This is a genomic window from Nostoc sp. WHI, assembly GCF_015714725.1.
Lineage (GTDB): Bacteria > Cyanobacteriota > Cyanobacteriia > Cyanobacteriales > Nostocaceae > Nostoc.
In genome coordinates, this window is sequence record NZ_WBKM01000005.1 from 1 (window position 1) to 25896 (window position 25896).

The 25896-nt window shown below is 41.8% G+C and carries 12 protein-coding genes; 8 read left to right on the forward strand and 4 right to left on the reverse strand.

Annotated elements, in window-relative coordinates; genetic code table 11:
- From F8S12_RS00305 to F8S12_RS00330, 6 genes are all read left to right on the forward strand, one after another.
- Nucleotides 1-5199, forward strand: a 5199-nt coding sequence (locus F8S12_RS00305; protein WP_196514240.1) for a non-ribosomal peptide synthetase, incomplete at its 5' end; no start/stop codon positions are given.
- A 2-nt stretch (nt 5200-5201) separates the two neighbouring features.
- On the forward strand, nt 5202-9479 hold the full coding sequence (locus F8S12_RS00310; RefSeq protein WP_196514241.1) for a non-ribosomal peptide synthetase: 4278 nt from the start codon (nt 5202-5204) through the stop codon (nt 9477-9479).
- Between the two features lie 41 nt (nt 9480-9520).
- The gene (locus tag F8S12_RS00315; RefSeq protein WP_196514242.1) at nt 9521-10309 is read left to right on the forward strand and encodes a class I SAM-dependent methyltransferase; all 789 of its coding nucleotides are present in this window, start codon (nt 9521-9523) and stop codon (nt 10307-10309) included.
- Nucleotides 10310-10377: 68 nt separating this feature from the next.
- Nucleotides 10378-11115, forward strand: coding sequence for an SDR family oxidoreductase (locus F8S12_RS00320; protein ID WP_196514243.1), 738 nt, complete (start codon nt 10378-10380; stop codon nt 11113-11115).
- 129 nt (nt 11116-11244) lie between these two features.
- Nucleotides 11245-13272 (forward strand): ABC transporter ATP-binding protein/permease, encoded by a 2028-nt coding sequence (locus F8S12_RS00325; RefSeq protein WP_196514244.1) that lies wholly within the window; start codon nt 11245-11247, stop codon nt 13270-13272.
- A 164-nt stretch (nt 13273-13436) separates the two neighbouring features.
- Entirely contained in the window at nt 13437-14606 is a 1170-nt protein-coding gene (locus F8S12_RS00330; RefSeq protein ID WP_196514245.1) for a DUF6014 family protein, read from the forward strand.
- Nucleotides 14607-14768: 162 nt separating this feature from the next.
- On the opposite strand, the gene F8S12_RS00335 is transcribed toward F8S12_RS00330, so the two are convergent.
- From F8S12_RS00335 to F8S12_RS00350, 4 genes are all read right to left on the reverse strand, one after another.
- Complete coding sequence (locus tag F8S12_RS00335; RefSeq protein WP_196514246.1) at nt 14769-15893, reverse strand: ATP-binding protein; 1125 nt, start codon at nt 15891-15893, stop codon at nt 14769-14771.
- 4 nt (nt 15894-15897) lie between these two features.
- Nucleotides 15898-17772 (reverse strand): WD40 repeat domain-containing protein, encoded by a 1875-nt coding sequence (locus F8S12_RS00340; RefSeq protein ID WP_196514247.1) that lies wholly within the window; start codon nt 17770-17772, stop codon nt 15898-15900.
- 157 nt (nt 17773-17929) lie between these two features.
- Entirely contained in the window at nt 17930-20398 is a 2469-nt protein-coding gene (locus F8S12_RS00345) for a WD40 repeat domain-containing protein (protein ID WP_196514248.1), read from the reverse strand.
- 1 nt (nt 20399) lies between these two features.
- A complete protein-coding gene (locus F8S12_RS00350) occupies nt 20400-21965 on the reverse strand; it encodes an AAA family ATPase (protein ID WP_196514249.1) in 1566 nt (521 codons plus the stop codon).
- Nucleotides 21966-22626: 661 nt separating this feature from the next.
- Here F8S12_RS00350 and F8S12_RS00355 point away from each other — a divergent pair.
- Nucleotides 22627-24759 (forward strand): patatin-like phospholipase family protein, encoded by a 2133-nt coding sequence (locus F8S12_RS00355; RefSeq protein WP_196514250.1) that lies wholly within the window; start codon nt 22627-22629, stop codon nt 24757-24759.
- 291 nt (nt 24760-25050) lie between these two features.
- Nucleotides 25051-25443 carry a hypothetical protein gene (locus tag F8S12_RS00360; protein WP_196514251.1) on the forward strand — a complete coding sequence of 131 codons (393 nt, stop codon included), beginning with the start codon at nt 25051-25053 and terminating at the stop codon, nt 25441-25443.
- Nucleotides 25444-25896 lie beyond the last annotated feature (453 nt).

Sequence of the window (25896 nt, forward strand, 5' to 3'; positions counted from 1 at the left end):
CAGGGGAGCAGGGGGGAAACAGAAGACCAATCCTCTAATTCTGAACGGCTTTATAAAACTGGGGATTTAGCCCGTTATTTACCTGATGGCAAAATTGAATACTTGGGACGCATCGATAATCAGGTGAAAATACGCGGTTTCCGCATTGAGTTGGGAGAAATTGAAGCAGTACTAAGCCAAAATGTTGATGTACGGGCATGTTGTGTTATTGCCCGCGAAGATATTCCAGGAGAGAAGCGCTTAGTTGCCTACGTGGTGCCGCAAACAGAAGTGATACCTACAGTAAGCGTTCTGCGTCAATTTCTGAAAGCCAAACTCCCAGACTACATCGTACCCAATGCTTTCGTCATCTTAGAAGCTCTACCGATAACACCAAATGGCAAAGTAGACCGCCGCGCCCTACCTGCACCCGATTTATACAGCGAACAGGAAGACAAATTTGTTGCACCCCGCAACCCCACCGAGGAAACCCTAGCACTCATTTGGAGCCAAGTACTGAGGTTAGAGCAAGTCGGCATTCACGATGATTTCTTTGAACTTGGGGGACATTCCCTGCTCGCTACTCAGGTAATTTCTCGCTTACAAGCAGCCTTTGGGACTTCGTTGCCGTTGCGCTATATCTTTGAATCACCGACAGTTGCCCAGTTAAGTGAAGTGATCTTAGCTCAACTTGAAACTGGTTTGAGCTTGGCGGTGCCGGCGATCGCACCCGTTTCGAGAGACACAGACATACCGCTATCTTGGGCACAGGAACGCTTATGGTTTGTGAATCAGTTGGAAGGCGAAAGTAGTGCCTACACAATAGATTTCACCTTGCGTTTGCTGGGGAATCTCAATGTCAAAGCTTTGGAACAAGCCTTTGGGGAGATAGTGCAGCGCCATGAAGTTCTGCGGACTCGTTTTGAGATCAAAGATAACAAGCCCGTACAAGCGATCGCCCCCCACCTAACCATAACGTTACCAGTAGTGGATCTACAGAATGTGCCAGATCCCTGGAAACAAGTAGAGCAACTGGCGACAGCAGAAGCCTGTAAACCATTCGATTTAGCTAATGGCCCTGTGCTGCGAGTCAAGCTTTGGCAAGTTGCTCAAGACGAGTATGTATTGCTATTAGCAATTCACCATATTGCTGCTGATGGTTGGTCGATGGGCGTTTTGATCGGTGAACTGTCAGCCTATTACCAAAGCTCTTTAACGGGTAGTTCTGCCGTGTTACCAGAGTTACCTGTACAGTATGCCGACTTTGCTGTATGGCAGCGTCAGTGGCTAACAAATCAGGTACTAGAGCGTCAGTTAAGCTACTGGAAGCAACAGTTAACGGGAGCGCCTCCTCTATTAGAACTACCCACAGATCGCCCCCGCCCAGCCATACAGACTTTTCGAGGCGGTACAGAGCGACTTCAATTAGATGGCTTGGTGACACAGCAACTTAAAAAACTCAGCCAAGAGTCTGGAAGCACGCTGTTTATGACGCTGCTGGCAGGTTTTGTGGTGTTACTCTCTCGCTACAGTGGACAAACAGATTTGGTAGTTGGCTCACCGATCGCAAATCGCAACCGCACAGAAATCGAAGGGTTAATTGGATTTTTTGTCAATAGTCTGGCACTGAGATTCGATTTATCTCAAGAACCGACCTTTGAAGCTTTACTAGCGCAGGTGCGAAAAGTTACCCAAAACGCCTACGACCATCAGGATTTACCCTTTGAGATGTTAGTCGAAGAGTTGCAACTTGAGCGGAACCTGGATCGTAACCCACTGGTGCAGGTGATGTTTGCCCTCCAGAATGCTCCCACCTCTCCTTGGGATCTACCTGGTTTAAAGGTCGAGAATATGTCTTCGGGACTTGACTCAGTTCGGCTTGACCTAGAAGTTTACTTGTGGGATGCACCAGAAGGGCTTGGGGGCTTTTGCTCTTACAACAGTGATTTATTTGATGCGGCAACGATCGCCCGGATGATGCAACATTTCCAGACTTTGTTAGGGGCGATCGCAGCAAATCCCCAGCAGTCAGTGGCATTACTCCCCTTACTCACACAGCGCGATCGCCATCAACTGTTGGTGGAGTGGAACGATACTCAGGCGGATTATCCGCAGAATAAGTGTATTCATCAGTTGTTTGAAGAACAAGTAGAGCGAACCCCTGATGCAGTGGCGGTGGTGTTTGAAAACGAACAACTCACCTACCACCAATTAAATTGTCGTGCTAACCAGTTGGCGCACTACTTGCGGTCTTTGGGTGTGGGTGCAGACGTACTGGTTGGGTTGTGTGTGGAGCGATCGCTTTTAACAGTGATCGGACTTTTGGGGATTCTTAAGGCAGGTGGTGCTTACGTGCCCCTTGACCCAGAGTATCCTAGCGATCGTCTCAGCTTTATGCTCGAAGATGCTCAAGTTTGGGTACTGCTAACTCAACAGCGACTCCTTGATAAATTACCCAAGCATCAAGCAAACCTGGTCTTTTTAGATGAGGTCTGGTCAGAAATTGCCCAAAATAACCAGAATAACCTGACTGGGGTCGTGACGGCTTTTGATCTAGCTAATGTGATTTACACTTCCGGCTCCACAGGTAAACCAAAAGGGGTGATGGTTGAGCATAGCGGATTGTGCAACCTAGCTCAAGCTCAGATTCAGGCTTTTGGCTTAGATTCCTCAAATCGAGTTCTCCAGTTTGCCTCCTTCAGTTTTGATGCTTGTATATCAGAAATCTTGATGACTTTGGGATCAGGGGCAACACTTTACCTGGGAACAAAAGACTCTCTAATGCCGGGTACGCCGTTAATTGAGCGATTACGCGATTATGGCATTACCCATATCACCCTACCACCATCGGCACTGGCAGTTTTGCCTGTTGAAGAACTTCCAGCATTGCAAACATTGATTGTTGCCGGAGAAGCTTGTTCTGTTCAACTTATGAGGCAATGGTCTGCTGGGAGAAACTTCTTCAACGCTTATGGGCCAACAGAAGCTAGCGTCTGTGCCACGATCGCAAAATGCACTCCTGATGACGAGAAAATTTCCATTGGTCGTCCAATTAACAACACCCAAATCTACATTTTAGACTCGCGCTTACAGCCAGTACCGATTGGTGTACCAGGAGAGTTGCACATTAGTGGTGTGGGATTGGCAAGAGGCTATCTCAACCGACCTGAGTTAACACAAGAAAAATTCATTCCTAATCCGTTTGAGGAGGCAGGAGGGAGTAGATTATATAAAACTGGCGATAAGGCGCGTTACTTAAGTGACGGCAACATCGAATACTTAGGACGGATAGATAATCAAGTTAAAATTCGCGGTTTTCGGATAGAACTGGGGGAAATTGAAGCAGTTTTGAGCCAACATCCCTTGGTACAGGAGAGTGTTGTTGTCACCAGAGTTGATACCTCTGGAGATCAAAGTACTTCGGCTCCGCTCAGTACAAGTCTGGTGGCTTACTTAGTCCCCGGTTTCAAAAATCAAGTATTACCTGAGCAGCTTGCTAAATGGCAAAGCGAGTACGTTAGTGACTGGCAAAGGCTCTATGAACAAGCTTATGGTCAACCTCAAACATCCACAGATGATCTAACATTTAATATCACTGGTTGGAACAGTAGTTACACCAGGCAACCCATCCCAGATCAGGAAATGCGGGAGTGGGTTGAGAGTACGGTGAGCCGAATTCTGGCCGTTGAACCGCAGCGAGTATTAGAAATTGGTTGTGGAACGGGGTTGCTGCTATCTCGCATTGCCAAGAACTGCCAACAGTATTGGGGAGCCGATTATTCCATAGCAGCCATAAAGCACGTTGAGCAGGTATGTAGCACAGTTGAGGGTCTAGAACATGTGCGGCTGCTGCACCAAATGGCAGATAACTTTGCAGGTATCCCCCAAGGAGAATTCGACACTGTAATTTTGAACTCAGTAGTGCAGTATTTCCCCAGTGTTGAGTATCTTTTGCAGGTTCTAGAAGGAGCGATCGCTACAATCGGCCAAGAGGGCACGATTTTCGTGGGCGATGTCCGCAGCTTGCCGTTATTGGAGCCATACCACGCAGCCGTGCAGTTATTCCAAGCCTCCGAGGAAAGAAGTATTGAGCAATGGCAGCAGCAGGTACACCAGAGTGTAGGCGGGGAAGAAGAATTGGTCATCGACCCCAATTTTTTCATCGCCCTAACACAACGCTTTCCACAGATTGCGTGGGTAGAGATTCAGCCCAAACGCGGGCACTCTCAAAATGAATTAACTCAATTCCGTTATGATGTCACCCTGCATTTGGGTAGTGATGTCCAAACACTTGTACTGAGCGATCGCGCAGCGTCCCATAGCGAAGCCGAAGTAACGGTAATTCCTTGGTTAAACTGGCAACTAGACCAACTTTCGTTCACACAAATTCAAAATCAGTTGCTTTCGGAACAGCCACAACTATTGGGAATCAGGGGCGTGCCTAATCAACGGGTGCAGCAAGCATTACAGATTTGGGAATGGTTGGAACATCCCCCTGGTGTCGAGACAGTCAAACAACTGCGGCAACTGTTAGTACAACAGCCAACAGTTGGGATCAATCCAGAGCAGTTTTGGGAACTGGGGCAGCATCTAGGCTACACAATCCATCTCAGTTGGTGGGGGGGTAGTCAGGATGGTTCCTATGATGTGATATTGTGCCGCAACAGTTTAAATGCTCAGTACAAGTTTTGGGATACGGAGGCAGTCATTGTCAAACCCTGGACTGACTACACTAACAATCCCTTACACGGTAAGCTAGTCCAGAAGCTAGTGCCGCAAGTGCGGGAATTTATTCAACAAAAGCTACCAAATTACATGGTGCCCCAAGCTTTTGTCCTCCTTAATGCGTTGCCCTTGACACCTAATGGCAAGGTGGATCGTCGCTCCCTTCCAACATCAGATACAGCCACCAGAAATCTTTCAACTGGCTTTGTTTTACCTCGAACGCCGATTGAAGCTCAACTAATTCAAATCTGGAGTGAAGTTCTGGGATTGGAACGCATTGGGGTCAAGGACAATTTCTTTGAGCTTGGTGGTCATTCCCTGCTAGCTACTCAAGTGGTGTCGCGGATCAACTCAGCTTTTGGACTTGACTTATCTGTACAAATGATGTTTGAGTCTCCTACAACAGCTGCGATCGCATCCTACATCCAAGCCGTGGATTGGGTAGCACAAGATTTATCAGTTACACAAGTGAGTGCCGAGGTAGTGGAGTTTTAAGCATGACTAACAGCATCGTCGAATTCGTTTGTCAGTTGAGCAACCTAAGTATTAACCTCGAAATCGATGGCGATCGCTTGCGCTGTCATGCACCTGAAGGGGTTTTAACTCCAACGCTGCGTCAGGAAATAGCCGGGCGTAAAACAGAAATTATGTTGTTTTTGCAGCAGGCAAAGCAGGTTAAAGCTGCTCATCAGTTACCCATTCAAAGAGTGCCACGGGACGGTAAGCTACCACTGTCTTTTGCCCAACAACGGCTCTGGTTTGTACACCAGATATCACCCGATAGTACTGCTTACAATATGCTGGAGGCTCTGCGGCTAGATGGCTCGCCCAATATAGTTGCACTGGAGCAGAGCCTCAGTGAACTTATTCGCCGTCACGAGGTCTTAAGAACCACTTTTCCCACAGTAGACGGAAAACCTATCCAGCTAATTGCCCCTCCCACTGCCTTAACTTTGCCAATCCATAACTTGCAGGGGTTGTCTACCGAGGAGCAAACTGAGCAAATTCGAGAAATAGCTAAGTCCGTTGCATCCAAACCCTTCGATCTGGCTGTTGGGCCATTAGTACAATTCACCCTCCTCCAAGTGTGTAACCAGGAGTATGTACTGCTGTTGAAGATGCATCACATTATCTACGATGGCTGGTCTTTGAACATCTTCTTCCGTGAATTATCTCAGTTATATACAGCTTTCACTCAAGGATTGCCCTACCCGTTAGCTGAATTACCCATCCAATACGCCGACTTTGCAGTTGGGCAACGCCAGTGGCTAACTGGTGAAGTCCTCGATCGCCAACTCAATTACTGGCAAAAACAGTTAGCGGGTGCCCCTGGCGTACTAGAACTACCTACTGATCGCCCCCGTCCGCCAGTTCAGACCTTCCAAGGTGGAGTTGAGTGTTTTCAACTGGATCGCGACCTCACGCAACGCCTCAAACAGCTGAGTCAGGAGTCAGACACAACCTTATTTATGACCCTACTGGCAGCTTTTTTGGTCTTGCTCTCTCGTTATAGTGGTCAGTTAGATATTGTTGTTGGCTCCCCGATCGCTAACCGCAACAGCAAGAGCGTCGAGCAGCTAATGGGGTTTTTTGCTAATACCCTAGCATTAAGGGGCGATCTCTCTGGAAACCCCAGCTTTCGAGACTTCCACGCGCAAGTGCGGCAAACAACGTTATCAGCTTATGCTCACCAAGACTTGCCCTTTGAGATGTTGGTTGAAAAGTTACAGCTAGACCGAGATTTGAGCCGTAATCCCCTGGTACAGGTGATGTTTTCCCTCCAGAATACCCCACAGTCGGAGGGCAATTTGTCAGGTTTAACTATCCAGAATATCCCCTTGCCAATTGATGTAAAAGTCAGATTTGACCTGGAAGTGAACTACTGGGAAGTTCCAGGAGGTCTGGAGGGCGTTTGGTGCTACAATATAGATTTATTTGATGCGTCCACAATTGCTCAAATAGCCCAACATTTTCAAACTTTACTAAAAGCAATTGTGGTTAATCAAGAAGTGCGAATTTCGGAATTACCACTATTGAGTCAAGCAGAGCGTCATCAATTGTTGGTGGAGTGGAACGATACTCAAGCGGACTATCCCCAAGATAAGTGTATCCATCAGTTGTTTGAGGAGCAGGTTAGGCGGACTCCCGATGCAGTGGCAGTGGTATTTGAAAATGAACAACTCACCTACCACGAGTTGAATTGTCGTGCTAATCAGTTAGCGCATTACTTACGGTTTTTGGGTGTGGGAGCAGATGTGCTGGTGGGCATTTGTGTGGAGCGATCGCCCTTAATGATTGTGGGACTGTTAGGAATTCTCAAAGCGGGTGGGGCTTATGTGCCCCTTGACCCAGAGTATCCGACTGAGCGCTTGAGCTTTATGTTAGAAGATGCTCAAGTCTCAGTGTTACTGACCCAGCAGCGACTCGTTAACACACTGCCACAGCATCAAGCACAGCTTGTTTGTTTGGATACTGACTGGCACTTGATTGCTCAATCAAGTCAGGATAATGCGTTAGCGCAGCTTACCCTAGATATCGCTGATGTGCAAGCAACTAATTTGGCCTATGTGATTTATACATCAGGATCTACAGGTCAGCCAAAAGGAGTTGAAATTGTTCACCGTGGTGTTAATCGTCTTTTGTTTGGAGTAAATTATGTTCATCTAGATGCAACACAAAGATTTCTTCAGCTAGCCCCAATTTCTTTTGATGCTTCCACATTCGAGATTTGGGGAGCTTTGTTGCATGGTGCTAGATGCGTTCTTTTCCCAGAAACTATTCCGACATCTAAAAATCTGGGCGATGAAATCCATAAACATGGCATTACTATTTTATGGCTGACGGCTGCTTTGTTTAACTCGATAATTGATGATGACTCACAAGCCTTGTCAGGAATTGAACAGCTACTAATTGGTGGAGAAGCGCTCTCGGTTGCTCACGTTAAAAGAGCTTCTGAAACCCTGCCATCTACACAAATCATTAATGGGTATGGGCCGACAGAAAGCACGACTTTTACTTGTTGTCACCCTATCCCTAGACAACTTGAGACAACTATAGAGTCAATCTCCATTGGCCGAGCGATCGCCAATACGAAAATCTACATCTTAGACGAGTATCTGCAACCAGTGCCCGTGAATGTGCCAGGAGAATTGCATATTGGTGGTGCGGGATTGGCACGAGGCTATCTCAACCGCCCAGAATTGACCAATGAGAAATTCATCCCCAATCCCTTTGACAATTCAAAATTCAAAATTCAAAATTCAAAATTATATAAAACTGGGGATTTAGCTCGCTATTTACCTGACGGCAACATTGAATATTTAGGACGCATTGATAATCAGGTTAAAATTCGGGGTTTCCGCATTGAGTTGGGAGAAATCGAAGCTGTATTGAGTCAACATGACGATGTGCAAGTATCTTGCGTCATTGCCCGCGAAGATACCCCAGGTGAAAAGCAGTTAGTCGCCTACATAGTGCCGCAAAAAGAGGTGACACCCACAGTAAGCGTTCTGCGCCAGTTCCTTTCCAGTAAACTCCCTAGATATATGGTGCCAAATGCTTTTGTGATGTTGGAGTCCCTGCCACTCACTCCTAACGGTAAAGTAGACCGCCGCGCCTTGAAAGCACCTTCTGACACCAGTGACTTGGACAAATTTGTTGAACCCCGTAACCAATTAGAACTGCAACTAGTGCAAATCTGGTCAAAGATTCTGAAGGTTGACAAGGTGGGAGTACAAGATAACTTTTTTGATCTTGGTGGTCATTCTCTTTTAGCTCCCTACTTAATGGCTCAAATTAAGCAGCAGTTTGGTAAAGATATCTCCTTAACAACCCTGTTCCAAAATCCCACTATTGAACAGTTGGCAACAATTGTGCAAAAAGACTCGGATTACTCAAATTCGTCCTCTTTGGTAGCAATTCAGCCCAACGGTTCAAACTTACCTTTCTTCTGCGTTCCCGGAGCCGGTGGCAAGCCTTTCTACTTTTATCACTTAGGGCGTTATTTAGGAGCAGACCAACCGTTATACAGTTTTCAAAATGAACTATATCTATATGGAGAATTAGAGCCAGTAACCCGAATTGAGGATATAGCTAGTAATTATATTCAAGCAATGCAAGCTGTTCAACCGCAAGGGCCATACTTTTTAGGAGGGCATTCTTATGGAGGTAACGTAGCTTTTGAAATGGCCCAACAGTTGGTTCATCAGGGACATTTGGTGGCTTTACTTGTGGTGATTGATGCTTCAGCACCGACTTATAAAGATAAACAAATGCTGATTGATTATATTAATTGGGATGATACTAGGTGGCTAGCTGAGGTAATCAAAGGAGTAGAAGTTTTTCTAGAAAAGAATGTGGATCTTTCTTACGATACCCTCCAATCTTTGGCTGTGGAGGAACAACTAAAATACGTTTTACAGCATTTAAAAATGGTTAATATGCTGCCTCCTAATGCTGAAACTACACAGCTTAAAAATATGGTACAAGCTTATAAAGCTAGCTGTTTATGTCTAGTTGATTATGCACCACAACAAATTTATCCAGATCAAATTACGCTTTTACGCGCCAATGAAGACCTTCTAGAAAATCCTGATAGTGAGTTATATTCTGCAAGTTTACAGGATTCAGCGTTGGGCTGGAACGAGTTTTCTACCGAACCAGTGGATATCCATTTTATACTAGGCAACCATGTGACGATTATGGCTGAACCCCATGTCCAGGTTTTAGCTGAACAGTTGAAAGCTTGCATCCAGCAAGCACAAGCAAACATCTAAATGATCCGAATGAAAACCAATATAAAAACGTGAAAGTAAAAATGGATAAAAACGAATACATCAACAAATTTGACAGTTTAATTCTAAATCCTTCGACTAGAGAGTACTACGGACAAAGTGAGTTTTTCAATGTAGGCTATTGGCGCTCAGATACTCAGAATCAGCAGTCAGCCTGTTTTAACTTGATGGAAAAGCTTTTAGAATTTATTCCAGAAAAGCAGGGAACTATCCTTGATGTTGGTTGCGGTTTGGGAGCAACTACCAGTTATCTCCTCAAGTATTACTCGCCTGCTGATGTTGTGGGGATTAATATTTCCACCACACAAATCGAAAGAAGTATAGTTAACGCGCCGGGGTGCAACTTCATTTGTATGGATGCTGTGCAGATGGAATTTGAGGATAATTTCTTTGATAACATCATTTGTGTTGAAGCAGCTTTCTACTTTGATACAAGGGAAAAGTTTTTGAAAGAGGCAACGCGAGTGTTAAAGCCAGGAGGTAATCTGATTCTTGCTGATATCATCTTTGAAACTACACAGTATTTCGGTGATTGGATTGTTCCTCAAAATAATAATGTCAAAGATATTGAGGAGTATAAAAATCTTTACCAACAGGCAGGATTTCAGGATATAGAATTTGTGGATGCCACAGATGAGTGCTGGAAAACACACTTTAGAGATTTGAAATCTTGGATTGAAGAGGAGTTTAAAACAGGAAAAATAGATGAACAAACCTATAATACAAATGTGGTTGCTATAGATGCCTTGCTAGATTCTTCATCTATAGATTATTTGTTGGTTTCAGCAAAGAAGCCAGTAAAGGAAGTGTGATAGATAAGAGTTTAAATAGTCGGCGCTCTGTGATGGATTAAATAGCTTTTACTTTATCAGGAAAAACAATGTTTCAGTCGCTATCAGGCAAGAAAGTGGTGATTATTGGGACAAGCTCAGGGCTTGATCTAGCGATCGCTAAGAAAATGGTAGAAGTAGGGGCAAAAGTTGTCCTTTCCCACTCATCTCAAGAGAAATTGAATCAGGCGATAGAGTTGATTTCTCTGGAGATTGAGGCCAAAACCGTTGATGTGTCGAAGGAGGATTCAGTCAATGCTTTTTTTGAGCAGATTGGAAATTTTGATCATTTAGTTGTAACGGCTATGGGAGACAGAAATATGCCGCGATCGCTTTTAGCAGAGATGACAACAGAAACGGCTCAAGCTGGGATGGAGAAATTCTGGGGAACGTTCTTTGCTGTGCGTGCATCGCTGAAAAATATTGCGACTGACGGCTCCATTACCCTAACATCCAGTGTCACTATCTTTAAATCTTCAAAAATGGGGGGGATTTCGGCGATCGCAGCTGCAAATGGTGCCGTTGCCGTGTTTGGGCGATCGCTGGCGTTAGAACTCGCACCGATTCGAGTCAATGTGATTGCTCCTGGATTGATAGAAGATACAAGTATCTGGAGCCATCAAAGCGAGTCTGAACGCTCAGACTTGACAAAGTGGGCGATGGCAGCCTTGCCTGTCGAGCATCTTGGGCAACCAGAAGAACTAGCGCAAGCAGTCTTAAGTTTGATCACAAATCCCTATCTCACAGGGGTTATTTTGCCTGTGGATGGCGGTGTAACCTTGCTGTAATCACAATCCTAATTAATTTAGCCGGAAGGTTGAAAGCTAGCATCCAGGAACCACAAGCAAACATCTGAATTATTCAGGACTAAAAAGTACTAAATCTGATTATAAAAGATTTCATTTTATTTCTAAAATATGCAAACTCAAGTTGTTCAATCTCAACCCACAACAAATGCTTTTTCAGGTTTTACTCAATTTTGGGAAGGTGTAAGAGCGATCGCAGGGCCTTACTGGTATCCAACAAAGCCAGGGGGAAGAGCCTTTTCAGATGTGATTCGTGCATGGGGAATGCTTATTCTCCTGATATTACTAATAATCGCCCTTGTAAGTGTAACTGCTTTTAATAGTTTCATTAGTCGCTATTTGGTCGATGCGATTATTCAAGACAAAGATTATTCCAAGTTCATTAACAGATTATCGCTTTTGGCTGTTGGGCTTGTCTTGGTAACGCTTTTAGTAGGATTTTCTACATTTATCAGAAAAAAAATCGCTCTTGATTGGTACAAATGGCTAAATAATCAAATTTTAGATAAATATTTGAGCAATCGTGCTTATTATAGAATTAACTTTAGATCCGATGTTGCTAACCCAGATCAACGTTTAGCTCAAGAAATTGAACCTATTACCAGTAATGCTCTGAGTTTTTCAGCTACTTTCCTAGAAAAAGTACTGGAAATGATAACTTTTTTAATAGTTGTCTGGTCAATTTCCCAACAGATCGCTATTGCTATGGTTATTTATACGTTCATAGGCAATTTGATTGCTGTTTACTTAAATCAAGAATTAAATAAGATTAATCAAGAGGAACTTGAAGCTAAAGCCGACTACAATTACTCCTTGACTCATGTTCGGAATCACGCTGAATCGATAGCTTTTTTTATGGGAGAAAAACAGGAATTAAATATAATTGTCCGCCGATTTACTAATTTTCTTAAAAATACTGAACGCAAGATTAATTGGGAGAGAAATAAGGAAATTTTTAACAGAGGATATCAAGCTGTTATCCAATTATTTCCCTTTTTCGTACTCGGCCCTTTATATATTGGAGATGAAATTGATTTTGGACAACTTGGACAAACAGTTTTAGCTTGTAATCTGTTTGCTGGTGCCCTGGGAGAATTAATAAGTGAATTTGGGACTTCTGGAGGATTTTCTAGTTACGTGGAGCGTTTAACTGAGTTTTCAGATGCTTTAGAAGAAGTGACTAAACAACCTGAAAATGTCAGTATTATTAAAACAATAGAAGAAAACCATATCGCTTTTGAGCATGTCACTTTACAAACGCCCAACTATGAGCAGGTGATCGTCGAAGACTTATCACTATCTGTTCAACCTGGGGAAGGTTTATTAATTATTGGGCCAAGTGGTCGGGGTAAAAGTTCTTTATTGAGAGCGATCGCTGGCTTGTGGAATGCCGGATCTGGCCGTCTAGTACGACCTCCTTTAGAAGAAGTTTTATTTTTGCCCCAACGTCCTTATATAATTTTGGGAACTCTGCGCGAACAGTTAATATATCCTAATATAAATCGTCAAATGACCGACGCAGAACTTGAAGACGTTTTACAACAAGTAAACTTGCAAAACTTGCTAAGTCGAGTCGATAGTTTTGATACAGAAGTTGCTTGGGAGAATATACTCTCGTTGGGAGAGCAACAACGTCTTGCATTCGCACGACTATTAGTTACTCATCCTAGCTTTACTATATTAGATGAAGCAACAAGTGCTTTAGATTTGAATAATGAAGGAAATTTATACCAACAGTTACAAGAGACAAAAACAACATTTATCAGTGTTGGACATAGAGAAAGTTTATTTAATTATCATCAATGGGTTTTGGAACTCTCACAAGATTCCAGTTGGCAACTATTGACCGTGCAAGATTATCGGCTTCAAAAAGCAAGAGGAATTACCATTAATCCCTCTAACAATTCTCAAATCACAATAGATAATTTTCCTAATAACGAATCCCAAAATCAACCAGAAATAGGGGTAGTAACAAACACAATTAAAAGGTTTTCTCATAAAGAAATGCAGATATTAACAGACTATTCAATTGCCAGCATTAGAAGCAGAGCAAGCCTTGGTAAGTCTACTACTGGCAAGGACGGTTTTACCTATCGGTACAACAAAGACCCCAAGGTGTTGAAATGGGTGAGAGTTTAGCGGTTGTTCATGTTTTTTAGGTAAAACTTCTGCTGCTTTAGCCTAACAGTAAACTCTTGATCTGTGCTTTTACCCAAACAATGAGCAAGATTTTGGATCATAAACAGGGCAAGAGATAACGCAATTTCGGACTTTCAGTTAATTTCGATATTAGGTATAAAAAAATGATCGCGATCGTTGTAGACGAACAAGAATTAGTCAAACAAATAGTCGAATATATTGAGCAAAATGAAATTGCCATTGCTGTCAAAAAACTGCGTCAACAGGCAGCAAACTCTTGTGAACTTCCTCCAGATTGGCTACTCAATACAGCAGATGCTTTAGAGAATAACGACTGGAGTATCTTGTCTAAAGGCTTTATCAATATGGATTTTATTGGTAAAAATGGCTATTTCTTGATAATCGCACCTTACCAAATAAATCGACAATACCAAAGCCAGGTGACTTTAAGCGCAATTTACGGTAAGATGCACGATAACTCTCAGCCATCTATTGAACAATTAGAAAATCTGAGTCGGGAAAAATTTGGCGTACTGAGCCAACCAATTCCCAGAAACCTTTCCTTTACCGAGATTGCTAGTTGCGGTAATGTCAGTGGTGAAAGTAGTGAAGCTTTCATCGTCCCGAATGGATGGTCTTTTCCTAACAGTGTTTGTGGCCCAGCATTAAACAATACAAGCGAGCAGCAAAGACGTTTTTTAGGTTCCAGCCGTGAATGTATTCAAAAAGTATTTGAATATGAAACAGCTAATTTATTATTAGCTCCCTTAGAAGACGAAATCAATAGTCAACGCTATCGCCATATAGACACTCAAGTTCATGAAGCAGGCCATGCGAGTGGTTTGGGATTTGACTTTAAGGTAAAGCAGAACCTTCTCCAAAACTATGCCTATGGTGGTGTAGAGGAATGGCGATCTGATAGTTTAGGGTTTGAGTTTGCAGCTTGCATTTTACCTGCCGAAGAAGCTGGGAAGTTGGTAGCTGTCAATTTCTGCATTCGCTTTGGCTTAGATGCTCACCGTTTAGGAGGCATAGAAAAAGATGTAGATGTATATGCTAGCCTCATAAGCTTAGAACATCTTTTTCAAAATGATGCCATATATGTTACTAAAAATGGTCAATTAGCTCTACGTAATTTGAGTTATCCAGGTTTACTCCAAGCTGTAGAACTCCATCGAGCGCAAGCATTATGTCTTACCCGAAGAGAGTTAAACCTTAAAAGTCCTACAGGGATTTTCTATCTGTATAAAATAGATATTCACCCATCAACTCAATCAATTTTTCAGGGGCTAATTATGGAACGCTGTCAAGGAATTTGGTCACAGTTGCAATAATAAGTTTCCCTCTCTTTTTGGCGTTGCCAAATCAAGGGATGAAATCTTATGTGTTTAAATCTAAAACTCCTTATACTCTCTGCGCCTGGGCGTCTCTGCGTGATCCCATTTCAATTAATGATTGAAACACATCCTTGGGTAAAGACGCGATGAATCGCGTCTCTACAAAGGGTCAATTTTTTGCCTCAACCAATCACGAAAACTAGCATGATAAAAACTATAATAGATTTCTGCTGCTATTGATTCTAAATGCAAAAACTCTCGCCACTTATCTAAAATTACCTTAATTTCATATTCATCTTCATCTAATCTTTCTGCGATCGCTTCTATTGATATGGATTGCTCTTGAACTAAGATATTTAACACCTGTAAAGCCATTGTTTGCTGTTTACTGGTTGCTAAATTCATTTTTTCTAAGTGATTTTGGTAATAGAGTTGTAAATTTGGGGGGTAAATATCCTCATTAATAGCTGCTAAGATTTCTTTAACATACATAAAATTGGTTTCATCATCATCAAAATCTGGCTCTGTGATGTTGAACGAAACATCTCCGGGATTCTTCTCTTCGCTAACGCTACCCTTTGAATGAGATGATTCATTTAAATAACTTTTAATATATTCTTGGATATCAGCGCGATTTTGCTCCGAGTAGGCTGATAAGTCGAAAGATTGAGCTGGATTTTCAATTAATAAACCTGATTTATCTGTCAAAAAAGGACGACGAGTGAGGATAAAATAAACTTTTTCTGGGAGATAACGGGGTAAATAGAATATATTTGAGCCGCGTGGTTGATTGTTGATATCAATGCGATCGCAGCCATCAATTGTAATAATTAAACGTTGCTCAGGATGTAATCTATCGCTGATTTCTTGCAGTAACAACGATAAAAAACCACTGCCTTCTGTGGTAAAATCAGGAAAGTTAGCGGTGAGATTGTTTCGACTCCGCTCAACATAAGTTTTACTACCTTGATGTTGGGCAATTTCTATTAATTGAGTGCAAATCGTCGTTAGAAATTCCTCAACGCGATTTTTACCTGTAATTTCGATATTGTAATAGACAACTCCGGGATTTTGGCTGACATAATGGGCAAGAATGGCACTTTTACCAATCCCCGGATCACCGATAATAGTAAAGTAGCCCCGGTCAGATTGATTGAGAAAGTCGTTGATAGCAGAAAAGACAAATTCACGACCGACAAAGTTTTGATTTTTGGCGGTAATGATTTGCTCAAATTCTAAGGGATATCTGGGAATATTGATTGGATTTTCAGTGATTATTTTCATTTTCTTAACTCCCTTCCAACCGCAGGAAATGAACACGCCCTGATGTGTCTCCTGCTACAACTGTGAATCCATCTGGGGAAATAGCACAACAATTTATAGGACTGTCACCAGTAAAAGTAGAAATTGCCTTTCCTGTCTGCAAATCCCACAGTTTTAGCGTGTTGTCAGATGAACCAGAAATAACTTTTTGACCATCTAGGGCGTTGGTTCCGCTCACCGCAGGCATTGCTACTGCTTCTACTCGGCTGTTATGACCTGTTAGGGTAGAGATTTCCCTTTCTGTCTGCAAATCCCACAGTTTTAGGGTGTTGTCAGATGAACCAGAAACGGCTTTTTGACCACCTGCGTAGATCGCTACTGCATTTACCGATTCGTTATGACCTGTCAGGGTAGAGATTTCTGCTCCTATCTGCAAATCCCACAGCTTCAGAGTCTTGTCATTTGAAGCAGAAACAGCTGTTTTGCCATCTGAGGATATTGCTACTGCATTTACCGAGTCGTTATGACGTGTCAGGGTAGAGATTTCCCTTTCTATCTGCAAATCCCACACTTTCAGGGTGTTATCATTTGAACCAGAAATCGCTTTTTGACCATCTGGGGCGATTGCTACTGCCATTACCGAGGAGTTATGACCTGTCAGGGTAGAGATTTCCTTTACTGTCTCCAAATCCCATAGTTTCAGGGTCTTGTCATAAGAACCAGAAACCGCTTTTTGACCATCTGGTGTGATCGTTACTGCCATTACCGAGTCGTTATGACCTGTCAGGGTAGAGATTTCCGTTCCTGTCTCCAAATCCCAGAGTTTCAGGGTGTTGTCATAGGAAGAAGAAACGGCTTTTTTGCCATCTGGGGCGATCGCTACTGCTGTTATGGCTTTGTTATGACCTGTCAGGGTAGAGATTTCCTTTCCTGTCTGCAAATCCCACAGTTTCAGGGTGTTGTCATTTGAACCAGAAACGGCTCTTTGACCATCTGGGGCGATCGCTACTGCATATACCGAGGAGTTATGACCTCTCAGGGTCGATATTTCCGTTCCTGTCTCTAAATCCCACAGTTTCAGGGTGTTGTCCCAAGAGCCAGAAACGGCTTTTTTGCCATCTAGGGCGATCGCTACTGCTGTTACCGAGTCGTTATGACCTATTAGGGTAAAGATTTCCGTTCCTGTCTCCAAATCCCACAGTTTCAGCGTGTTGTCACGAGAAGCAGAAACGGCTTTTTTGCCATCTGAGGCGATCGCTACTGCCATTATCAAGCCGTTATGACCTGTTAGGGTAGAGATTTCCTTTCCTGTCTCTAAATCCCACAACTTCAGCGTTTTATCCCAAGAACCAGAAACGGCTTTTTTGCCATCTGGGGCGATCGCTACTGCTCTTACCCAGCTGCTATGACCTGTCAGGGTAAGCAGTAGGTTTCCGCCTGGAGTGGTTAAGCTGGCTGTAATGGGGCGAAATCGAGGAATTTCACTTTTACTTTCTACTGCATCTGCCAATATTTTCTGAATTTCTAACTGTGGAAAACTCTGTAATCTTCCCCATAATTGTCCGACTAATTGATTGGGGTCTTGATTCAAAACATGGGCTGATAACTGTAGCGCACGTTGAATTAATTGGAGTGTTTTTATTTCTTCGGGGTCTAGTTTCTCTTCTGACTCTAAGCTATTTAATATCTCTGGGTCATCAATCAAATAAAAATCCCTAATCAGGGTTTCTATTCCAAATTGAGGATATTGAATTTTTAGAGAAATAAAATCAAAATCTGTGAGAGTTTGATAATACTTTTCCGAGTTACCTGCTTTTAATTGTTGTTCAGGAAATTGACCTAGAAACAAATTTTGAAATTCTACTGACTTTGAAACTAATTTAGTGGCAATTCCACCCATTTTATTCCATCTCCTGGAGAAAAGATGACGGCGATTAGAAATCGCTACTATACAAACGTAGACAGCAAAGCAGCTTCCCGTAGGGTAGTCCATCTGGGTGGACTAATGGAAAATTAAAGTAAATTCTGGTGATATTGATGAGATTTTCAATGATTGTTTAACCACCTTCTAAACGGAGAAAATGTACACGCCCTGATTGCTCTCCTGCTACAATTGTCAACCCATCTGGGGAAACTGCACAACAATTTATAGAACTTTCACCAGTAAAAGTAGAGATTTCCTTTCCTGTCTGCAAATCCCACAGTTTCAGGGTGTTATCACGAGAACCAGAAACGGCTTTTTGACCATCTGGAGTGATCGCTACTGCATTTACCGAGTCTTTATGACCTGTTAGGGTAGAGATTTCCTTTCCTGTCTCCAAATCCCACAGTTTCAGGGTGTTGTCACTAGAAGCAGAAACGGCTGTTTTTCCATCTGGGGCGATCGCTACTGCATTTACCGAGTCTTTATGACCTGTTAGGGTAGAGATTTCCTTTCCTGTCTGCAAATCCCACAGTTTCAGGGTGTTATCACAAGAACCAGAAACGGCTTTTTGATCATCTGAGGCGATCGCTACTGCATTTACTGAGTCGTTATGACCACTCAGGATAGAGATTTGCCATCCCGTCTTCAAATCCCACAGTTTCAGGGTGTTGTCACTAGAAGCAGAAACAGCTGTTTCACCATCTGGCGTAATGGCTACCGCATTTACCGAGTCGTTATGACCAGTGAGGGTAGAGATTTCCTTTCCTGTCTCCAAATCCCACAGTTTCAGGGTGTTGTCACTAGAAGCAGAAACGGCTGTTTTTCCATCTGGGGCGTTGGCTCCGCCCGCCGCAGGCATCGCTACTGCATTTACCGAGTTGTTATGACCTATCAGGGTAGAAATTTGCCATCCCGTCTTCAAATTCCACAGTTTCAGGCTATTAGAAGCAGAAATGGCTTTTTTTCCATCTGGGGTGATGGCTACCGTATTTACTGAACCTCTATGATCTCTGCGGGTAAAGATTTCCCTTCTCGTCTCCACATTCCACAGTTTCAGAGTCCACAGTTTCAGAGTCCACAGTTTCAGAGTGTTGTCACTAGAAGCAGAAACGGCTGTTTTTCCATCTGGGGCGATCGCTACTGCATTTACCGAGTCGTTATGACCTATCAGGGTAGAGATTTCCCCTCCCGTCTCCAAATCCCACAGTTTCAGATTATTAGAAACAGAAACGACTGTTTGACCATCTGGGGTGATGGCTACTGCTGTTACCGAGTTGCTATGACCTCTGAGGGTAGAGATTTCTTTTCCCGTCTTCAAATCCCACAGTTTCAGGGTGTTGTCACTAGAAGCAGAAACAGCTATTTGACCATCTGGGGCGATCGCTACTGCTGTTACCGAGTTGCTATGACCTCTGAGGGTAGAGATTTCTTTTCCCGTCTTCAAATCCCACAGTTTCAGGGTGTTATCAGATGAAGCAGAAACGGCTGTTTGACCATCTGGGGTAATGGCTACTGCATTTACCGAGTTGCTATGACCACTTAGGGTAAAGATTTCCCTCTTCGTCTCCAAATCCCACAATTTTAACAGTTTTGCATGGCCTCTCAGGGAAGAGAAATCTCTTGCAGTCTCCAAATTCCACAGTTTCAGGGTGTTGTCACTAGAAGCAGAAACAGCTGTTTGACCATTTGGGGCGATCGTTACTGCATTTACCGAGTCTTTATGACCTCTGAGGGTAGAGATTTCCTTTCCTGTCTCCAAATCCCACAGTTTCAGAATCCACAGTTCTAGGCTATTAGAAACCGAAACTGCTGTTTGACCATCTGGGGTGATGGCTACTGCATTTACTGAGTTGCTGTGACCTCTGAGGGTAGAGATTTCCTTTCCTGTTTGCAAATTCCACAGTTTGAGAGTGTTGTCACTAGAAGCAGAAACGGCTGTTTGACCATTTGGGGCGATCGCTACTGCATTTACTGAGTCCTTATGACCTCTAAGGGTAGAGATTTCCTTTCCTGTTTGTAAATCCCACAGTTTGAGGGTGTTGTCACTAGAAGCAGAAACGGCTGTTTGACCATTTGGGATAATGGCTACTGCTGTTACTCGGCTGTTATGACCAGTCAGAGTCCGCAGTAGGTTTCCCCCCGGAGTATTTAAGCTGGCTGTGATGGGGTGAAATCGAGGAATTTCACTTTTACTTTGTACTGCATCTGCCAATATTTTCTGAATTTCTGGTTCGGGAAAACTTTGCAACCTTCCCCATAATTGTCCTACTAATTGATTGGGGTCTTGATTCAAAACATGGGCTGATAACTGTAGGGTACGTTGAATTAATTTAAGGGGTTTGACTTGTTCAAGGTCTAGTTTCTCTTCTTTCTCTAAGCTATCTAATATCTCTGGGTCATCAATCAAATAATAATCTCTAATCAGGGTTTCTACTCCAAATCGAGGATCTTGAATTTTCAGAGAAATAAAATCAAAATCTGTGAGAGTTTGATAATACTCTTCCGAGTTACCCACTTTTAATTGTTGTTCTGCAAATTGACCCAGAAACAAGTTCTGGAATTCTACTGATTTTGAGGCTAATTTAATGGCAATTTTCCCCATTTCATGCCATCTCCTTCAGCATGAAATTAGCCATACTCTTATTAACTTCTTTAAACAGTTTTCGACCTTTACCTAGTTTGTCTTGACCTTTAAGAAATTCCAGAAAACTCCGATGATAAATACTATAGTAAGTTTTTTGTTCATCTTCATTTACTTTCGATGTTACATACTCAACCCAATCATTTAAAACTAACTTTACCTCATATTCATCCTCATCAAGAATTTCCGCAATCATGTTTATGGATATTGGCTCACCTCTTTCTACCAATATATACAGTATTTTTACCTTCTTTTCATTGGATTCTTTATCCATCCCCATCCGATTCCAATGAGTCGTATAATAATCATGAAGACCTTGTGGTAATCCCTTTAAATTTAAATCATTGTATTTACCTTCGGAGATGTCGGGTAATAGATAGCGCAAATATATGAAATTATTTTCACTCTTGACAGCTATTTCCTGAGTAAAATTATCCTCAGAAATATTGCGAGTATTAATCCAACTTCTCAGTTTGTGATCATTATTCAAAAATAAGGTGATATACTCTTTTACATCTTCCTGGCTCAAAGCTGTGTAATCACCCTTTGTTAAATCTAATTCATCTACAGGAGTATCTGGAGATAAAGTTAAACGTTTTGTTTCTGGATTATAAAGTCTTCTAGTCAGTAAAAAATAGACTCCATCGGGAAGATTTTGTGGTAAATCTAAAAGATTACTATTTCCTTCTTGTTCTACTTCATCTAGTGCATCAATAACAATTACAAGTTTTTGTCCTTTTAGTTCTTCACTGGCTTTTTGCAGGAAAGTTCTTAAATCAGCGTTGTCTGCATTTTGGAGGGAATGACGCTTAATTAATTGTTGACGAATACTAGCTAAAAACTTTTCTGGTTTGTTGCGTCCTTCTGCAAAAACATTAAAATAACAAGGAAATTTAGTAGCTAAAATGTATTTAGCAGCAATGGAACTTTTACCCATCCCTGCATCCCCGATCACACTAAAATAACCCTTGGGTTGAGTGGTGAAGAATTTTTGAATCGCCTTAAAAACAAAATCACGACCGCAAAATAAGCGAGTTTTTTCAAAAATTAAGGCTTTAAATTCTTTGGGATAAACATCTAAATTCCAATCTGGATAAGGCTGGTATTTTGAGGCTTTCGTTTGTTTAGCAACTGCAATAAAAGCTTCGCCAAATTCTTCTAATTCAGCCAAAAAATTGATTTTAGAATTAATTATCTGCGTTTTTAGTTCGCTATTTTGAGTTAGAAACTTTTTTGTATTCTCTACGAATTTAAAGGGAGCATTAGAACTGTAAGCATCCCAAAAATAATCTTTAATCACTTTCTCTCTAAACAGATTTAAAATTGCTTCCGGCTTAAATACACCATATCTTACCAGACTGTAAGCATAAACCCCATCAACATCATCAGGAATTTGGGTAGGATTGAGTTCTAATTCCTGTAGAATTTTGGTAACAGCTTCGTTTTTTTGAGCTTGTTTGATAAATATTTGAATAGCTTGAGGAGCATATTTACTAATCACTGAAGTAATGGCGGCAAATTCTATCATGGCTTATTAAGAAAATTTACTATCTTATTTAAGAGTTTTATTATACCAATTTATATAGTAAGTACTGTTGAGTAATACTATAGTTGCATAACGTTGTTGTATTTAAACATCTGCCAAAACTTGCTGGTACTGCTAAAGCAATACCTGTGGCTGGCAAAGTCTACGCATGAGATTGCAAATGCGATATTGGCTGTGCCAAGTGCTTAATTCAACATAGTTGCCCTGATGGTAACACTGTTTTATTGAAGAAAATGGGATTAGTGTTATTAGATGCGACACGAACATCATCGTAGACATTGCCACTTGCCTTTTACGCAGTAGCGAAGAGTACCACACCACAGGGTAACTTTGTTTTATGCCGATTCATCGGAAGCGCGATCGCCAATTATACAGATATCTAGATGCAAAAAAGTTACAGTTGGTAATTATTCTTTATTAACTGTTTTAAATATTTTAATTATTTTGCTTAACTGTCTTAACTGTCTTAACTGTCCCCTTGTATTGTCTTATCTGCTATTGCATTTTCTTGATAAAGCTGAGATTATTTGAAGGTCGTCCAACATATTTACCAACAAGCTATAGTTCCTAGTATTTAAAAATAACTTAATATATTTAGTGCGTTTATTAATTACAAATTATCTCATTTGGAGATTAAAATCTCGTGACAAACCAGGTATATAGCCAATCAGTTCTGACATTTGATGGTCAAAATGATTACATAGATTTTGGCAAAAATGATTTTGGTGGTGTTTTCGCTCAGGGAAGTTCAGCCTTTACGATTTCAGGATGGGTAAATCCTCATCAGCTAACAGATAAAGTCACTACCTACGGGACGCACAATGTTTTTTTTGCCCATTCTTCAGATCGATATAGTGATAATTTTGAGTTTGGCATCAATGAATCAGGGAACCTAGATGTATTCATTGATGAAACTGTTGAGAAGAGAATTAAAACTTTTGGTAATGGAGAATTAACTCTCGGACAATGGCACTTCTTTGCCATTGTTTTTAGTAAAGGTCAACTGAGCATATATCTTGATGAGCATGAGTATTTTGGCCATTTTACAGGTGACTCTTTAAACAAAGCAACTAGTCCTGTGACCTTGGGCGCGACTTTACACAACAACATATATTTTACAGGTCAATTAGCTAACATTAGCGTTTGGAATTACCCCTGTCCCCCAGTAGAAATCCAGAGACATCGCTATCAGCCTTTAGTTGGGAATGAACAAGGATTAGTAGCTTACTGGACATTAAACGAAGGACAAGGAACAACTATAAAAGACCAGACTGGAAATGGCCATGATGGAAACTTACGTGGCAGTCCTAATTGGAATTTAGCAGAACTTCCATTTGGAACTACACAATTATCAAACGAGAGTGAGATACAAGATTCCGAGGAGGGAAACCCTGCGGAAACTGTGGTGCTGGAGAAAGAGAGCCAGTTGGTTGCAGAAGTTCTCTCTATCGAAGTAATTGCTGTTAGTGCAACCGAGTTGCAGCAAGTGTCAGTTGAGGTTCCCCCAATTGTAGAAACTGACATCCCGATCCAAGGGACAGATGGGAATCTAAAGGGAAAAAAAGGGATAAAAAGACAGAGCGAAAAATCTGAGAATATTCAAATTCCTCAGACAAAGGGGGAGAAATCCGAAACAGCCCAAACTAGGGAAATTCAAGTTCCAGCCAATATCCAACAACAAACATTAACTCAGGAGCGATCGCAAAAAACTATGAATACACAAGCAAATGCCAAATATAAAATACTCGCTATTGATGGCGGCGGTATTCGGGGCATTATCCCAGCACTAATATTAGCAGAAATTGAAAAGCGGACACAAAAGCAGATTTTTAGTTTGTTCGATTTAATTTCTGGTACTTCCAGTGGAGGAATTCTGGCACTCGGATTAACTAAACCCCGATTAGATTTAGAAGCAATTGATAGTTCGCCCGTCGCCCAATATAGTGCTGAGGATCTTTTGCAAATATATCTGGAGTATGGGGCTGAGATATTTTACGAGCCTTTCTGGGAACAAGTACTCGGTCAGTTAGAGGATATATTCGGACAGCCAAAATATTCTTCTGAAGGCAGAGAGGAAATTATCAGGCAATATTTTGGTGACGCACCTCTAGAAAATAATCTCAAAGAAGTTTTCGTAACTAGCTACGATATAGAGCAGCGAATTCCGATATTCTTTACTAACAAACTGGAAAAACAACAGACAGAATCGAAAAGATTTCGCAAGTTATGTTCAGGTTTTACACTCACAGATGCAGCATTAGCAACTAGTGCAACTCCGACTTATTTTGCTCCCTATCGCGTTGGGAGTTCCCATAATAGTAACGGCTTCTATACTTTAGTCGATGGCGGAGTAGTCGCTAATAATCCAGCTAATTTGGCTATTTTAGAAGCGCAAATTAGTAGACAAGAAAACCAACAATTCCTGAATACAGAGGATGTTTTGGTAGTATCTTTGGGTGCCGGTTCATTGACGAGTATCTACCCTTATGACGAAGTTAAAAAATGGGGACTATTGCAATGGGCAAAACCCCTGTTAAATATTGTGCTTGATGGTGGAAGTGAAGTAGTAGCTGGAGAATTAGAACGGTTGTTTGAGTCCAAAAATAAAGACAATCAAGCTTCTTATTATCGATTTCAAACATTCTTAAAAAGCGAACTCGAAGCAATCGATAATGCCAAGCCAGAAAATCTGCGGCAGTTACAAACTTTAGCTAATACACTGATTCAAGAAAAAAGCAAAGAAATCGATGAGTTGTGTGGTGTTTTATTAACCTAAATCTGAGCTTTGTTAATGAGAATAGAATGGAGCTAGTATTAGCCTCACCAAGAACAGTGGCTATCTCTACTGTAAATGGGAAAATTAGCGATCGCTTTGATTAAAGACTGAACTACTTAGATTGGGGTAAATTAGAGATAAAACTCAAAAAATATTAACCCAATCTGAGCGCGAATGACTCTTCTTTAGCTTAATCTAGGTTTTGAGATAGGTTTCTTTATTTACAAAGACTCCATTCTCGTACCCTTAGTAATGTCTTAACCAAGAAAACAAGGATTTTAGGTAATTACAATGGACGAAATCGTTAAAAAGCTTGCTGGTTTAGGTCTTCCTGGCGTAATTCTCGTGATTCTAACAGTCGCATCAGGCGGTAGTTCCGCCGCCGTTGCAGCTGCTCTCACAGCCTTGGGAGGTCCCTTTGGTATCGTTGGAGGTATAGCAATACTTGGTCTAATAACGGTTGTAGGGGATACTGTCGCAGGATATGGAATTGAAGCTGTTCTCAAAGCCGTCTATAAAGAACGTAGCAAAACCGAATCTGTGAGATTTCTCCTGAAAGAAATTAAAGATTTACCCATCTCAGAGGAGCTAAAACTCAAACTGAAAAATGAACTTAACCCAGAAGTCATTATTGAGACTGATGAGGTTCAGCCCACAAGAATAATTGAAATTGTCGAGGAATAATTTCACTGTTAGAGGTTGTTTGAAAAGTTGCTGGTTGTGATTTTAGGCACTTATTGATCCACCCGAACAAGCTTTAAAAAGCTACGGTGTATACACAAGTCTTCTAGAGTTGCCCCATAGACTTTTTATCCCCCCAACCCCCCTTAAAAAAGGGGGCAGAAAGCTCTCAAAGTCCCCCAATCTATCGGGGGATTTAGGGGGATATAGCAACGTTTTGCTACCGATAAGAGGACTTTTCAAACATCCTCTTACGTTCAGTGAAATTTCAAATCGAATGGCACTAATACGATTTTAGATTTTAGATTTTAGATTTTAGATTGGGGATTGGGGATTATGAAGAGCTGACTGTATTTTGCTTTGAGATATCCATCCTCATTCTATTTTCAGATCAGTTAAGCGATCGCGAGGGTTTAAGATTGCTTCACTCCCCTATCGCTGCGATCGCAATGACAA